At 71.2% G+C, this 13651-nt stretch carries 14 protein-coding genes, 3 tRNA genes and 1 rRNA gene; 1 reads left to right on the plus strand and 17 read right to left on the minus strand.

Annotated elements, in window-relative coordinates; all coding sequences use genetic code 11:
* A 5S ribosomal RNA gene (gene rrf / locus DS843_RS24005) occupies window positions 1-105 on the plus strand; the annotation flags it as partial.
* Window positions 106-377: 272 nt separating this feature from the next.
* On the opposite strand, the gene DS843_RS24010 is transcribed toward rrf, so the two are convergent.
* From DS843_RS24010 to DS843_RS24090, 17 genes are all read right to left on the minus strand, one after another.
* Window positions 378-452 (minus strand) — tRNA-Gly (locus DS843_RS24010).
* Between the two features lie 4 nt (window positions 453-456).
* Window positions 457-533 (minus strand) — tRNA-Asp (locus tag DS843_RS24015).
* Window positions 534-537: 4 nt separating this feature from the next.
* Window positions 538-613 (minus strand) — tRNA-Asn (locus DS843_RS24020).
* 92 nt (window positions 614-705) lie between these two features.
* Window positions 706-1080, minus strand: coding sequence for a response regulator (locus tag DS843_RS24025; protein WP_149471363.1), 375 nt, complete (start codon window positions 1078-1080; stop codon window positions 706-708).
* A 125-nt stretch (window positions 1081-1205) separates the two neighbouring features.
* Window positions 1206-2651 (minus strand): TadE/TadG family type IV pilus assembly protein, encoded by a 1446-nt coding sequence (locus DS843_RS24030; protein WP_149471364.1) that lies wholly within the window; start codon window positions 2649-2651, stop codon window positions 1206-1208.
* Window positions 2648-3247 carry a TadE/TadG family type IV pilus assembly protein gene (locus DS843_RS24035; RefSeq protein ID WP_149471365.1) on the minus strand — a complete coding sequence of 200 codons (600 nt, stop codon included), beginning with the start codon at window positions 3245-3247 and terminating at the stop codon, window positions 2648-2650. The genes DS843_RS24030 and DS843_RS24035 overlap by 4 nt, the downstream gene beginning before the upstream one ends.
* Before the next feature lie 5 nt (window positions 3248-3252).
* Entirely contained in the window at window positions 3253-3804 is a 552-nt protein-coding gene (locus tag DS843_RS24040) for a TadE/TadG family type IV pilus assembly protein (RefSeq protein WP_149471366.1), read from the minus strand.
* 9 nt (window positions 3805-3813) lie between these two features.
* Window positions 3814-4650 carry a tetratricopeptide repeat protein gene (locus tag DS843_RS24045; protein WP_286192287.1) on the minus strand — a complete coding sequence of 279 codons (837 nt, stop codon included), beginning with the start codon at window positions 4648-4650 and terminating at the stop codon, window positions 3814-3816.
* Window positions 4647-5645, minus strand: coding sequence for a type II secretion system F family protein (locus DS843_RS31640; RefSeq protein ID WP_149471367.1), 999 nt, complete (start codon window positions 5643-5645; stop codon window positions 4647-4649). Before DS843_RS31640 ends, DS843_RS24045 begins: the two co-directional genes overlap by 4 nt.
* On the minus strand, window positions 5642-6607 hold the full coding sequence (locus DS843_RS24055; protein ID WP_149471368.1) for a type II secretion system F family protein: 966 nt from the start codon (window positions 6605-6607) through the stop codon (window positions 5642-5644). The genes DS843_RS31640 and DS843_RS24055 overlap by 4 nt, the downstream gene beginning before the upstream one ends.
* Window positions 6608-6622: 15 nt before the next feature.
* Complete coding sequence (locus DS843_RS24060) at window positions 6623-8011, minus strand: TadA family conjugal transfer-associated ATPase (protein ID WP_208852305.1); 1389 nt, start codon at window positions 8009-8011, stop codon at window positions 6623-6625.
* On the minus strand, window positions 8008-9219 hold the full coding sequence (locus DS843_RS24065; protein WP_149471369.1) for a CpaE/TadZ family protein: 1212 nt from the start codon (window positions 9217-9219) through the stop codon (window positions 8008-8010). The genes DS843_RS24060 and DS843_RS24065 overlap by 4 nt, the downstream gene beginning before the upstream one ends.
* Window positions 9216-9896, minus strand: a complete 681-nt coding sequence (locus tag DS843_RS24070) for a CpaD family pilus assembly protein (protein ID WP_286192288.1) — start codon at window positions 9894-9896, stop codon at window positions 9216-9218. Before DS843_RS24070 ends, DS843_RS24065 begins: the two co-directional genes overlap by 4 nt.
* Before the next feature lie 23 nt (window positions 9897-9919).
* Window positions 9920-11365, minus strand: coding sequence for a type II and III secretion system protein family protein (locus tag DS843_RS24075; protein WP_286192289.1), 1446 nt, complete (start codon window positions 11363-11365; stop codon window positions 9920-9922).
* A gap of 38 nt (window positions 11366-11403) precedes the next feature.
* A complete protein-coding gene (cpaB, locus tag DS843_RS24080) occupies window positions 11404-12279 on the minus strand; it encodes a Flp pilus assembly protein CpaB (RefSeq protein WP_286192290.1) in 876 nt (291 codons plus the stop codon).
* Window positions 12270-12842 carry a prepilin peptidase gene (locus DS843_RS24085; RefSeq protein ID WP_149471372.1) on the minus strand — a complete coding sequence of 191 codons (573 nt, stop codon included), beginning with the start codon at window positions 12840-12842 and terminating at the stop codon, window positions 12270-12272. Before DS843_RS24085 ends, cpaB begins: the two co-directional genes overlap by 10 nt.
* 39 nt (window positions 12843-12881) lie before the next feature.
* Window positions 12882-13094 carry a Flp family type IVb pilin gene (locus DS843_RS24090; protein ID WP_149471373.1) on the minus strand — a complete coding sequence of 71 codons (213 nt, stop codon included), beginning with the start codon at window positions 13092-13094 and terminating at the stop codon, window positions 12882-12884.
* Between the last annotated feature and the right edge of the window lie 557 nt (window positions 13095-13651).

Below are 13651 nucleotides of genomic sequence, written 5' to 3' on the forward strand. Positions count from 1 at the left end.
TGGCGAGGCTCCCAACACCCGATCCCATCCCGAACTCGGCCGTGAAACGCCTCAGCGCCGATGGTACTGCGTCTCAAGACGTGGGAGAGTAGGTCGCCGCCAGGTCACCACGGCACACGCCAGACCAAAACCGGTCCGGACGCAGCGGAACATTGTACAGTCACGCGACAATCGGCTTCATGAACGACAAAGCCGGCGCTTCTCCGCAAGGGAAGCGCCGGCTTTTCGTCGTGTGCTAGGGGGCTGGAGTTGGGTCCCCTCCCTGACCCTTCCTCACCTTCGGCGGGGGCGGGGATTGGGGGGCGGGGAGCCTGAAATGAAGAAGGGCCGCTTGTTGGACAAGCGGCCCTTGAAGACACTCGGAAGTGCTTCGAAACTGGAGCGGGCGAAGGGATTCGAACCCTCGACCCCAACCTTGGCAAGGTTGTGCTCTACCCCTGAGCTACGCCCGCAATGTGGCGCGAGTGACGGGACTTGAACCCGCGGCCTCCGGCGTGACAGGCCGGCGCTCTAACCAACTGAGCTACACCCGCAATATGGCTCCGGATGCTGGACTCGAACCAGCGACACGCGGATTAACAGTCCGCTGCTCTACCGACTGAGCTAATCCGGAACGGAGGCCGGCTTATACGGCTCTCTGCGGCGGAGCGCAAGCGGGAACTTCACCGGTCGGCGATTTTTTTCCGCTTCCGTCCGGCAGCCTCCTCAGGCGACGCCGAGCAGGGCCTGCACCGCCCGGACGATGCTGTCCTCGGAGAAGGGCTTCTGGACCACGGAGAGCTGGCCCGGCTCTTCCTTGGGCAGGTTGTCGCTGTAGCCGGTGGTGACCAGGATGGGCAGCTCGGGGCGCTGCTCCTGCATGCGGGCGATCAGGCTGGTGCCGTCGAAATGCGGCATGCGCAGGTCGGTGATCAGGATGTCGGCGGGATCGTTCTGGTCGATCTTGAAGGCATCGAACCCGTTGCGCCCGATGCTCACGCGGAAGCCGCGCTCCTCCAGGGTTTCGGCAATGGTGACCGCCACCACCGGGTCGTCTTCGGCAACGATCACATGGAAGGTCTGGGCGGACGTCTGGGACATGGCGGGCGGGCCTTTCGTGTGCACGGTCCCGAATCCTGTAGCCCATCGGACGGCGGCGGACCAATGCGCAATAGGTCATAAACCGCCACCCCCATCCGTCCTCCAACCCGCCGTTCCGCCTCCGCTCAACGGATGATCCGCAGGTTGCTGAGCTGGCCGGCGATGGTGCGGAACACCGTCTGCAGCTCCGCGGAGGTCGGCGAGTCGAAATAGTGGTTCGGGCCGGGAGAGGCGCAGCGTTCGTAAAGGGCGCGGGTGGCGCTGTTGGCGCTGTCGCCGACGGTGATGGTGAACAGGGTGATCCCCGCCGCCTTCATGTTGCTGCACAGGGCCAGCATGCGGTTGTCGATCGCCGTCGTCACCTGGCTGGCGTTGGTGGTGCCCAGCAACCCGTCGCCGATGCGCTGGTAGCTGGTGTAGTCGCCCTGCGGCTTGTACTTGAACCACTCGTTGTTGCCGTCGGTCAGCAGGACGACCGCCTTGGTCATGTCGGGCGTCCCGTAATCGAGCGGCAGCGTGTTCGGCGTCGTGCCGCCCCACAGGCCGCGCCATCTCGGCGACAGGGTGAACCACCCCGCCTGAAGCCCCTGGTTCGCCATGGTGCCGCCGCGGTTCACCGGCTTCAGCCCGGCGATCTTGGCGAGCAGCGCCGACCGGTCGTTGGTCAGCGGCATGATCGGCGGCGGACAGCCCAGGTTCGGGCCGGCCATGTCATTGGTCTGGCGGTAGGTGCCGTCGTCCGTGATGTTGTTCGGGGTCCAGGGGTTGTCGTTGTTGTTCCCGCTGTATTGGTTGTTCGGGTACCAGAAGGGCTTGAAGGGGGCGCCGGACGGCGGAGTGTCCGTCTGGTCCTGCGACTGCTGGGTACGGGCCAGGACGCAGCCGCGCCAGCCCTGGGACGCCCATTTGGTGGCGTCGTAGCTGCCCGCTGCCAGCCAGTTCGTGCGGGTCTTGCCGATGTTGACCTCCGCCGCGTAGGGGGCGATGGAGACCCACAGGTTCTTTGGCGGGGTGGTGCCCGGCCCGAACAGGATGTTCACGAGGTCGGTGGCGGCGGTGCGCAGCTCCCCGATGCGGTTGTTGGTGGCCATGGAGCCGGTGACGTCCAGAACCAGAGCGAGTTCCAGCCCGGCGTTGGCGCGTTGCACCTCGTTGGTGACGGAGATGGTGAGCTGGTTCACCCGCAGGACGCGCAGGAAGGTGGTCGGCAGGGTGGCGGTGACGGTCACGCCGACGCGCTGGTTCGTCTGGTCCAGGGTCACCGCAGGGGTGCCGATGGTGGCGCCCATGAAGCCCGGCGGCAGGTTGGCGGCGACGAACATGGCGATGTCCCGCTGCGCCTCCGCCGTGGAGTTCAGCATCTTGCCGGCGGCCAGCGCCCCGGCGTCGATGGCGGTCTGAAGCCGCGACTGGATCAGGAACGCCCGCCCGTAATCCACCGCCAGCCCGACCATGCCCAGCAGGGGCACCGCGGCGGCGGCGAACATCAGCGCGGTGGCCCCCCGCCGGTCCCGCCGCACCGCACCCAGCGAGGTGAGAAGGCGGCCAACCGGTGCGAGCAACGTCCTCATGGCCCGGTCTCCAGCGTGGTGAGCGTGCCGAGCCGGGGCTGGTAGACGGCGCTGGCGTAGAGCGTCGTGGAGGTTCCGGCGTTGCCGAGCCACGGTCCGCTCAGCAGATAGGGGGTGAAGCGGTAGAACAGCTCCGTGAAGATGGCGTTGTCGCCGGGCTGCTGGGTGAAGCCGGGTGGCAGGGTGGCGACCCCGCCCGCAGCACCCAGATGGCTGGTGGCGGAGCCGGTGCCGGCCCGCTCCTGCCACATCACGCGCGACCCCTGGCCCATGTTGGCGACCGAGGAGACGATCACCTGCCCGCCGGCCAACAGGTCCAGCGGCTGGGCGACCTCCGTCGCGGCGAGGAACAGCACGCCGACCTCGTTGCCCTTCACCACCGTCATGCCGGCGCGCAGCTTGTCGAACTGGGTGGCGATGTCGCTGACGTTGGCGGCGGTGCGGTTCAGCGTCAGGGTGATGCCGACGTAGCGCACCACGTCCACCGTGGCGGTGACCAGCACCAGAAGCACCGGCGCCAGGAGCGCCATCTCCAGCGCCGCGATGCCGCGCCGGTCGCGCAACGGAGTCCGGTGGAACGGACGGGGTTTCGCCATGCCGGTCACTCCTCCACCATGAAGGGTTCGTTGCGCACGGCCAGCCGGGCTTCGTGGACCATCTCCGTCCGGCCCAGCACCACGGCGCCCAGCCCGGTCAGCGTCGGCTGTGTGTAGCGCAGCGCATAGACGACGACCTGCCCGCTGCCGCCCAGCGCCGCCCCGGTCTGCCCGGCGTCCCAGTTGGCGGAGCCGCAATTCAGGTCGGTGAGCGCGGTGGAGGGCGGGATGCCCCCGTTGATCTGGCCCAGCGCCGTGAAGGAGGCGTAGCTGTGGCTGCGCACCGTCAGGCGGCGCTGGTCGAGCACGCGATGGGTCAGCCGATGCACCGTGTCGCAGATCTGGGAGCGCCGGTCGGTGAAGCCGGCCGCCAGCTCCCCCGTGAAGCCGCTGCGGGCGGCGGCGCGGGCGGCGTGGTTCAGCAGCCCGTCCACGGTCAGGGTGTAGGCGACCTCGGCAAGGGCGATCATGCCCGCGATCAGCACCGGCGAGACGAGCGCCAGCTCCAGCGCGGTGGCGCCCCGGCGGTCCCGGGGAAGGGGGAAGCGGTTGCGCATGGGGCCGCCTCACGGCTTGGCGGCGACGAGGTGGCGCGCCGACTCGTAGAAGGCCAGGTTGGAGCGCACGTTGGCGTCGTCGAGGTCGAGCCGGGCCACGCGGGCCGCCGCCTCCAGATCGCCCTTCAACCCATAGGCCAGCGCGAGGTTCTGGCGCACGCGGGGCGAATCCACCCCGCCATGGACGAGGTTCTCCAGGATCGCCACCCCCTCCGCGTTGCCGTTCAGCGCCAGCGACAGGCCGAGATTCGCGGTGGCCGTCACGTTGTTCGGCTCGGCCTGGAGGACGTTGCGGTATTCGGCCTGGGCCTCGGCGTGCCGCCCGGCGAGGTCGAGGGCGACGCCGCGGTTCAGCCGGGCGCGCCGGTCGTCGTCGTTGCGGCGCAGAAGCGCGTCGAAGCGGTTCAGCGCGTCGGCCGGGCGGTTGGCGCGGATCAGCGCGCGGCCCAGCGCCGTCTGCACCTCCACATTGTCGGGCACGGCGGCGGCGGCCTTCTGAAGCTCGACCACCGCGTCGGCGGCGGCGCCGCTCTCCGACAGCGTCTCGCCGAGCCCGAGAAGCGCGCCGACATGGCCGGGCGCCTGATCCAGCACCGCGCGGTAGAAGCGCACCGCGGAGCCGGTGTTCCCCGCCTCCTGAGCGGCGCGGGCGAGGCGGAGCTGCACGCGCGCCTTGTCGTCCAGCGTGGCGTTCGCGGTCGGGCCGCTCCTGGACCCCACAGGCCCGCCCCCCGGCGCGGACGCGCAGGCGCTGACCGACAGCAGCAGAAGGACGGCCGCCGCGGCGCGGCCCAGACCGGAGAGGCGCTTCCCGGAAAGACGCTTGTGGGACGGGATGGCGATCATGGCTGACCTCCCTTGCTGGTCTGGCTGGAGTGGATGGGCTGGTTCGTGCTGGTGCCGTCGAAGCTGCGCGACACGTCGAGCATGGCGGGGCCGCCGACGACGATGAAGACGCAGGGCAGGATGAAGACCACCATGGGCAGGGTCAGCAGGACCGGCAGGCGGGCCGCCTTCTCCTCGAACCGGGCGAGGCGCTGGGCGCGCATCTCCCCGGCCAGGACGCGCAGCGCCTGGGCCAGCGGCGTGCCGTAGCGCATGGCCTGGATCAGCGTCGTCGCCATGCCGCGCACGCCCTCCATGTCCAGCCGGGCGGCCAGATTGGTCAGGGCGCCGCCGCGGTCGGACAGAACGCGCATCTCCGCCGCGGTGGCCGACAGTTCGGCGCTCAGCGCGGGATAGGCGGTCGCCACCTCGCGGGCCACGCGGTCCACCGCCGCCTCCAGGCCGAGACCGGCCTCGCCGCAGATCACCAGCAGGTCGAGCGCGTCGGGCAGGCCGTTGCGCACCTCCTCCAGGCGGCGGTCGCGCATCCGGCCCAGCGCCAGATCGGGCAGCCGCCAGCCGAGCAGGGCGCCGGCAACGATCTGCGCCGCCGCTCCCGGCGCGCCGATCAGCGAGGGCAGCAGGTCGCCCGCCGCTGCCGGGACCAGCGCCATCCCGGCGCCGATGCACAGCAGCTTGATGCCGAGAAGGGAAGAGAGGTGGCCAGGCTGGTTGTAGCCGGCGGCGATCAGGCTCCGGCGCATCCGCTCCCGGTCGGCGGACCCGACCAGCGGCGTGCGCGCCAGCCACGAGCCGACCCGGCGCAGCAAGCCCTGGCGCTCCGTCTCCGGACCGGCGGGCCGCGCGGTGCCGGCGCGCAGAAGCTCCAGCCGGGCCAGCAGCCGCTCGCGCAACGCGCAGGAGCGCAGCCCGGCGACGCCGGTCAGGATCATCAGCACGCCGAAGCCGAGGAGGACCGGCTGCGGGATCAGGCCGCCCAAACCGCCCCCGCTCATGACAGGGTCCTCCGGATGAGGAGCTGCATGGAGCCGACGCCGACCAGCAGCAGCCCGCCCGCCACCGCCAGCATCGTCTGGCCGCTCGGCTCGTCGATCAGCCGCATCGCGTAATCGGGGTTCAGCATCGCCATGCCGCCGCCGGCCAGGAAAGGCAGGGCGGCCAGCACGGCGGCGGAGCTGCGCGCCTCCGAGGTCAGGGCGCGGGTGCGCATTTGCACCCGGCGGCGCTGGCGGATCATGTCGGCCAGATTTTCCAACGGTTCCGTCAGGTTGCCGCCGGTCTCCCGCTGAAGAAGCAGGGTGACGACGAAGAAGCGGAACTCCGGCAGGCGCACGTTGGCGGCGGCGCGCCCGAGAACGGTTTCCAGGTCGATGCCCATGGCCGTCTCATCCACGATGCGGCGGAACAGAGGGGCGATGGGCTCGGGCAGTTCGCTGCCGACCATCCGCAGGCTTTCCGACACCGGAATGCCGGCGCGGGTGGCGCGGACGACGAGGCTGATCGCGTCGGGAAGCTGGTTCATCAGCGCTTCCAGCGTCCGGCGGCGGCTGGCGGCGAAGACCACGCGCGGGGTGACCAGAAGGGCCACGGCGGCGGCGGTCATGGCGCCCGCCTCGCCCAGCACCGGCCCGCCCAGCCACCAGCACAGGGCGGCGGCCACCGCGGCGGCGAGCAGCGCCCGCCACAGCCGGATGCCCGGCGGCAGATAGACGGTCTGGCGCCGGGCGTAGAAGCGCGACATGCGCCGCTTCACCCGGTCGGCGAAGGTCAGGGAACCGGCGCCGGTGATGTCGGGGCTGCCGTCCTCGACCACCGCCCGCGCCTGCGCCGACAGGGCGGCCAGCCGGCGGCGCAGCGCCTTGCGGCGGCGGAACGCGCGCAGCGTGGACAGGGCGAACAGCAGAGTCCCGACGCCGAGGAGGAGGGTGGCGAGCTGAAGGGCCTGGATGCGGTCCATCGCGGGTTCCTCCCCCTACAGGCCGGCGGTGGCGGCGTTCCAGGCCGCCTCCTGCCCGAAATAGGCCAGCCGCTCCGCGAAGCGCGGGCGCAGGCCGGTGGCGGCGTAGCGCCCCTCCAGAATCCCGTCGCGGCTCTCCCCGCGGAATTCGAAGGTGAACAGGTCCTGGGTCAGGATCACGTCGCCCTCCATGCCGACCAGCTCGGTGACGTGGGTGATGCGGCGCACGCCGTCGCGCATGCGCTGCACCTGGACGATGACGTTCACCGCCCCGGCGATCTGTTGGCGGATGGCGCGGCTGGGCAGGTTCATGCCGGCCATCAGCACCATGTTCTCGACGCGGCTCAGCGCGTCGCGCGGGTTGTTGGCGTGAATGGTGGACATCGACCCGTCATGGCCGGTGTTCATGGCCTGGAGCATGTCGAACGCCTCCGCCCCGCGCACCTCGCCGATGATGATGCGGTCGGGCCGCATGCGCAGCGCGTTGCGGACGAGGTCGCGCTGCGTCACCTGCCCCTGGCCTTCAAGGTTGGGCGGGCGCGTCTCCAGCCGCACGACGTGGGGCTGCTGGAGCTGGAGTTCGGCGGCGTCCTCGATGGTGATGACGCGCTCCGTCTCCTCGATCTGGCGGGACATGGCGTTGAGCAGCGTTGTCTTGCCCGACCCGGTGCCGCCGGAGATGATGACGTTCAGCCGGCAGCGCCCGATGATCTCCAGCGCGCGGGCCATCGGCTCCGACATGCTGCGGAACTCCACCAGCTCGCGGAAGCCGATGGTGCGGCGGGCGAATTTGCGGATGGAGATGCAGGCGCCGTCCAGCGCCAGCGGCGGCACCACGATGTTGACGCGGCTGCCGTCGGCCAGCCGGGCGTCCACCATGGGGCTGGATTCGTCCACCCGCCGCCCGACCGCCGAGGCGATGCGCTGCGCGATGTTCAGCAGATGCCCGGCGTCGCGGAAGCGCACCGGCATCTCCACCAGCTTGCCGCGCTGCTCCGCGAAGGTGCGGGAGGGGCCGTTGACCATGATGTCGGTGATCCCGTCGTCGGCCAGCAGCGGTTCCAGCGGCCCCAGCCCGATCATGTCGTGGACCAGCTCCGTCGCCAGCGTGGCCTGCTCGCGCCCGTTCAACTGGCTGCGGCTGGCCGTGGCGATGTCGTCGATCAGCCGTTCCACCAGCGGGCGCAGGGTCTCCGCCGGCATGTCGGCGATGGTCGCCGGGTCGATGCGCGCCAGCACCTGCGTGCGGATGTCGTTCAGCGAGCGGTTGACCGGGCGCACCGCGGCCAGGGGCGGCGGGGAGGGCGCCGCCACCGGAGCGGGGGCGGGCCTCGGCTCCTCGGGCGGCGGACTCGCCACGGACAGAGGCGCGGGTGCGGCCTTGCGGCCGAACAGCGTGCTCATCGCCGCACCCAACGGCGGAACAGGCCGTCCTGCGCGGCGGGCCGCCCGGCGACATCGGCGCCCAGACGCTCCATGGCTTCGCGGAAGCGGCGGCAATGGCGGAAGGCCGGCTCGCCGACGCCCGCGGCGACCGACAGCGGCACCGGGCGGTAGGGCAGGGCGTGCTCCGGCGGTTCGCCCAGCGTGCGCATCAGGTCCGCCGCCGGAAGCTCTCCCGGTGCGCCGCGCCGGTTCAGGACGGTGACGAGGCGCCCGCCGCCGGACCGCCGCCCCACGGCGGCGCGCAGCCGCACCAGATCGCGAAGCCCCGCCACGCTGGCGTCGCCCACCAGAACGGCGATGGACGCCGCCTCCAACGCGGCGCGGGCGGCCCCGCCCTGGGCGCGGCCCGCGTCCACGACCACGTAATTGTGACGCGCCTGCAACCGGGTCAGCACCGACAGGGCGGCGGCCGGGGCGATGTCGATCACGTCCTCCACCGGCTCTTCCGCCGCCAGGACGGACAGCCGGTCCGACGCGGCGACCATGGCGCGTTCCATGAACACGTCGTCCACCCGGTCGGGCGCCTCCACCGCCTCGCGCAGCGCCGGCTCGGGCCGCAGGTTCAGGGCCAGCGCCACGGTGCCGCTTTGCAGGTCCAGATCCACCAGCGCCGTGCGCCCGCGCGCTCCGTCGGCCAGCCAGCAGCCCAGATGCACCGCGACCGTGGTCGTTCCCACCCCGCCCCGCGCTCCGACCACCGCCACCAGCTTGCCCAGCCGGCCCGCCGCGTCGTCCGCCGCGGTTCCAGAGCAGGCGGCGCGCAGCGCGCCTTCCAGCAGGTCGCGGGACAGCGGCTTGAACAGATAGTCGGTGACACCGATCCGGCGCAGGTCGCGGTAAAGGCCGATGTCGTTGCTGTCGCCGACCGCGATGACCCGCACGGACGGGTCGCAGACCCCGGCAAGGGCCTCCATCGCCGCCAGCGGGTCGGCGACGCCGGTGATGTCGACCAGCAGCAGGTCGGGCGAGCGCTGGCGCTCCAGGTCGCGGGCGGCGCTGCGGATGTCGCCGGTCCGCACCTCGCAGGGCAGCAGGGACGGGGCGGTGCGGTTCAGCAGGGCGGCGCTGGCCGCGTCGGCGACGTAGGCGAGCAGGCGGGGGCCGGCGGCGCGGGCGGCGTCGGCCTGGGACGGCGCGTCGCCGAGAAGGGTGGCGAGCAGGCTCATTGGTCCTCCTGGCTTCCGTTCATGGCGGGGGACAGGATGAAGGCGCTGGTGCTGTTGCCCTTCACGAAGGGCTTCACCTTGTCGGCGCGGTAGCGCTGGACGGCGCCGGCCATGCGCTGCCCGTCGGCGGGAACGGTCTCGCGGCCCTGCAGGAGGTCGCGCGGGTCGGCCAGCATCAAAGCGAGGTTGCGCTGGTTGCTGCATCCCAGCGCCTCGGTCGGGCTGTTCTGGTACCAGCCGCTGTAGATGTCGCTCCACGCCTGGCAGTCGGGAGCCAGCGCGACGTAGGTGGTCACCTGGAGCGCCGGGGCGCCGGTCTGGTCGGGGGCGAAGGTGACGTTCTCCGGCGGCACCCCGGCCTCGCCCAGCAGGGAGGCGACGGCGGCCCGCGCCGGGGCGCCCAGCATCGGGCCGGTGACCGCCACATGGGGGGTGGTGTCGCGGCCCAGCCCGGCCACTGTGCGGGTCACGCGGGCGCGCTCCTCCGCCGCGATGGCGCCGCTGCGCGGGTCGATGGCGAAGGGGACGGCGTTGCCGATGGCCCTCACGGCGGGCACCTCGGCGGTGGGCATCGGCGGGGGCGTCTGCGGCACGGCGCAGCCGCCCAGCAGACCCGTGAGGAGCGGCAGAAGCAGCGTCGGCGTTCGCATGGCTTTGGAAAGCATGGCTCTGGGCATGGCGCTGTGCTCCGCGAAAGGGGTCATTGGAGGCTGAAGCCGGCGTCGCCGTGCAGGCGGGTGGCGCCCGGCCCGATGGTCAGGGGGGCGGCGCCGCCACCGGCGCTGCCGCCGCCCGCGGGGGGCTGGAGGCTCTGGGCGCGGTTCAGGAAGATGCGCTCCACGTCGGTCGCCGCGACGAAGCCGTCGGTGGGGGCGGAGAGCGCGTTGGCCGCGGACACCGGGCGGACGAGGTAGGGAGTCACGACGATGACCAGCTCCGTCTCGTTGCGGCGGAACTTGCTGGAGTGGAACAGCGCCCCCAGAACCGGCACGTCGCCCAGCCCCGGCACGCCGTCCAGCGTCGCCGAGGTGTTGTTCTGGAGCAGGCCGGCAATGGCGAAGCTCTGCCCGCTGGCCAGTTCGATGGTCGTCTCGGCGCGGCGCACCGACAGGCCGGGGATGCGGATGGAGTCGACCACGACGGCGCCGTTGTTGGTCAGTTCGCTGACCTCCGGGCGGACGCGCATGCTGATCTGGCCGCCGCCCAGCACGGTCGGGGTGAAGTCCAGGCTGACGCCGTACTTCTTGAACTGGATGGTGGTGGTGCGGTCGTACTGGGCGACGGGAATGGGGAACTCGCCGCCCGCCAGGAAGCTGGCGGTCTCGCCGGACAGGGCGGTCAGATTCGGTTCGGCCAACACGGTGATCAGCCCGTCCTCGGCCAGCGCGTCCACCACCGTGTTGATGTCCACCCGCCCGTTGCTGGAGCGGTAGCTGCCGCCGAAGGAGTTGGTGGGGGGGATGGCACGGATCAGGTTGCCGGCGGCGTCCAGAATGGGGCGCCCGGTGGCGATCCCGAAGGCGAAGGAGCCGATGTTGAACATGCTCTCGAAATTGACGCCCAGCTCCTTGGTCACCTGGCGCGACACCTCGGCCACGCGGACGCGCAGGTTGACCTGGGCGGGGGCGGCGACGGTCAGGCGGTTGGTGACGGTCTGCCCCTGCCCGACGTAGCGTTCGGCCAGCTCCACCATCTGCCGCGCCGTGGCGGGGGAGGAGACGGTGCCGGTCAGCGTGATCCCGTTGCCGGTGCTCTGCACGTCGATGGCGGCGTTGGGCACCTGGGCGACCAGCTTCGACCGCAGATCGCTCACCGGCATGGTGACCACGACGCTGAAGGAGGCGAGCGGCTTGTTGTCCGCCGACAGGGCATAGACGCTGGCCCGGCCCGGTGCCTTGGCGACGATGAAGAAGGCCTGCGGGCCGGACGCCTGCACGTCGGCGATCTCCGGGGCGGAGGTGAAGACGCTGGCCGCCGGGGCCGGCAGGTTCACCGGCTGCCCGCCGCCGACCTCCAGCGTGATCTCGCGGGGGCGCTGCTGCGACTGGGCGGGCGCCGCGGCCAGCGCCGCGAACAGCCCGGCGAGGAGGGCGGTCGCGGCGATTTTGAAAGCTGCGGCCCGGCCCATGGTGGTTGTCATCGTCATCGTCATGGTCTTCGTCCCCCCTGGATCGGCGCGCCGGTTCAGCGTTCGAGTGATTCCGTCTTGGACCCGCGGATGATGAGCAGCGTGGGCCGGCGGGCGGCGGGCGCCTCCGCGTTGTGGGGTGCGGGAAGCTGGCGCAGGGCCGGCGACACGTCCTCGGCCCAGGTGGGTGCGGAGGTGGGGTCCGCTTCCCCGGTCCCGGCGCTTTCGTCGGCAAGCAGGCTGCGCAGCGCGAGAGAGAGCTTGCCCATGGTGGCGGCGACGGTGACCGTCTCGCTCTGGCGGGCGGTGACCTCCAAAGTCACGGTGCGGGGAATGCGCCCTTCCGGGCCGCCCTTCCCCATGGACGCCTCGCCCAACTGCTGGTCGATGGCGATGACGCGCAGGTTCTGGAGCACGGTTTCGCCGACCGCCCGGCTGCGCAGGTCGCGCCCGGCGTGGGATTCGAAATTCTGGGTCAGGATCAGGTCCACCCGGTCGCCGGGCCAGATCAGCCCGCCGGTCGCGCTGACCGCGTCCACCGCCACCGACACGGCCCGGCTGCCCGGCGACAGGACGGCGGCGAGGAAGCCGCGCTCCCCCGGCGCCACGATGTGCCCGGCCATGATCGGCTCGCCCGACGCGAAGGACCGGCGGGTGACGGCGCCGCTGTAGGCGCTTTCCGCCACGCGGCCCCGCACCATGTAGCCATCCCCCAGACGGCCCGGCGGCCAGGGTTCCCAGCGCAGATCCTCGGCGCGCAGCAGCATGCCGGTGGAGATCGGACGGGCGGCGACCAGCACGGAGTCCATGGGCGCCGCCGGGGCCGGGACCGCGACCGCGGGGGCCGGCGCCGGCAGCATCGAGAAGGACACGTAGCCCACCAGCGACAGCCCGACGAGCAGCAGGGACAGGAATAGCACTCTCAGAACCATGCCGCTCCTCCGGTGGGGTTGGAAAGGGTGAGCAGCCCGCCGGCGGCCAGGGCGACGCCGTAGGGCACGGAATGGCGGGTGGCGATGCGGTGCGCCTCCGCCGCCAGGAGATGAGTCAGGACGCGGGCCGGTTTGGGACGCCCGCCGAAGCGGCGCAGCAGCCGGCGCGCCGGGCGCGCGTTGCGCAGGGCCAGCCACCCGGCGAGATAGAGAAGGGACAGAACCCCGCCGGCCAGCGCGGTGGCGGTCGCGAAGGGTGCCGCCCGCTCCACCCCGACCAGCAGCAGGAGGGCCGAGGCCAGCTTCACGTCCCCGCCGCCCAGCCAGCCCCGTCCGTGCAGGACGCACAAGCCCAGGAACAGCGCGGCGGCGGCGGCAAGGCCGGCCCACGGAAAGGGCGCGCCCTGCCACAGCGGAACCGCGAGGCCGAGCGCGGCGAGCAGGATGGACACCGTGTCCGGGATGGTGCGCCGGCACAGGTCGTCCGCCGCCGCCCAGCCCAGCGCAAGCCCCGCCATGGGCAGTGCCAGGAATGAGGGATCGAAACCGGCGATCGTTTCCATGGCGGGAGCTTTGCGTGGGAGGGGGGAAGCCGGCAGCGCTTACGGAATGGAGGTGGAGGTGCCGCTGACCGTTCCGCCGATCCCGGTGAACAGGGCGCTGACGTTGGTGCCGAAGGTGCGGGCGCCGCCGATGATGACGAGAGCGACCAGGGCCGCCGCCAGACCGTATTCGAGGGCCGTGATGCCCTTGCGGTCCTTGGCGGCGCTGCGGACGGGGGAGAGAATCGCGCGGATGTTGGCGAACAGGGTCATTGTTTGTCTCCGTCGATAATTGCGCTAAGAAGGGTTTCCGCTTCGATCTTGCGAAGCAGCGGGGATCGATTACTGATTTTCAGGGAATGCACGGCGTTTGTGATTGGAAGCATGTCCAAGCACGGCTTTTTAATAAACCTATCGATAGGGGTAGTCCGGCGGGCAGCCTGCGTTGTCTTCGCAATGCACGATGCAACTTTCCGCGTCGCTTCCATGCAAAGGCGCAGGGGAGGGCATGAGCAAAGGCGCGGCCACAAAGACGCGGAAATGATCACCCGTAAGAGGAACCGAATGACCGCTGGGCTGCTTTGAAGGAAATTGCCCGGAAAGTGGAAATATTATCGGCCTAAACCGAACCCGTGATCGTTCGCTCCATCCGGCGCGCGCGGAGCATTTGGACTCCCGCCGGTGGTGCCGCTCCACCCCGGAATGGCGGCAAGCCCTCCAGTCGGCGAGGCAGAATCGGTAGCCGGAGCGGGGTACCCTATCGGTCGTTCCAAAGCGACCGGATCGGATCGACCATCCGGGAACCGCGCAGGACGAACGACAGCGGCGGG

Origin of the sequence: Roseomonas genomospecies 6, from assembly GCF_008365375.1 — a bacterium.
Classification (GTDB): domain Bacteria; phylum Pseudomonadota; class Alphaproteobacteria; order Azospirillales; family Azospirillaceae; genus Azospirillum.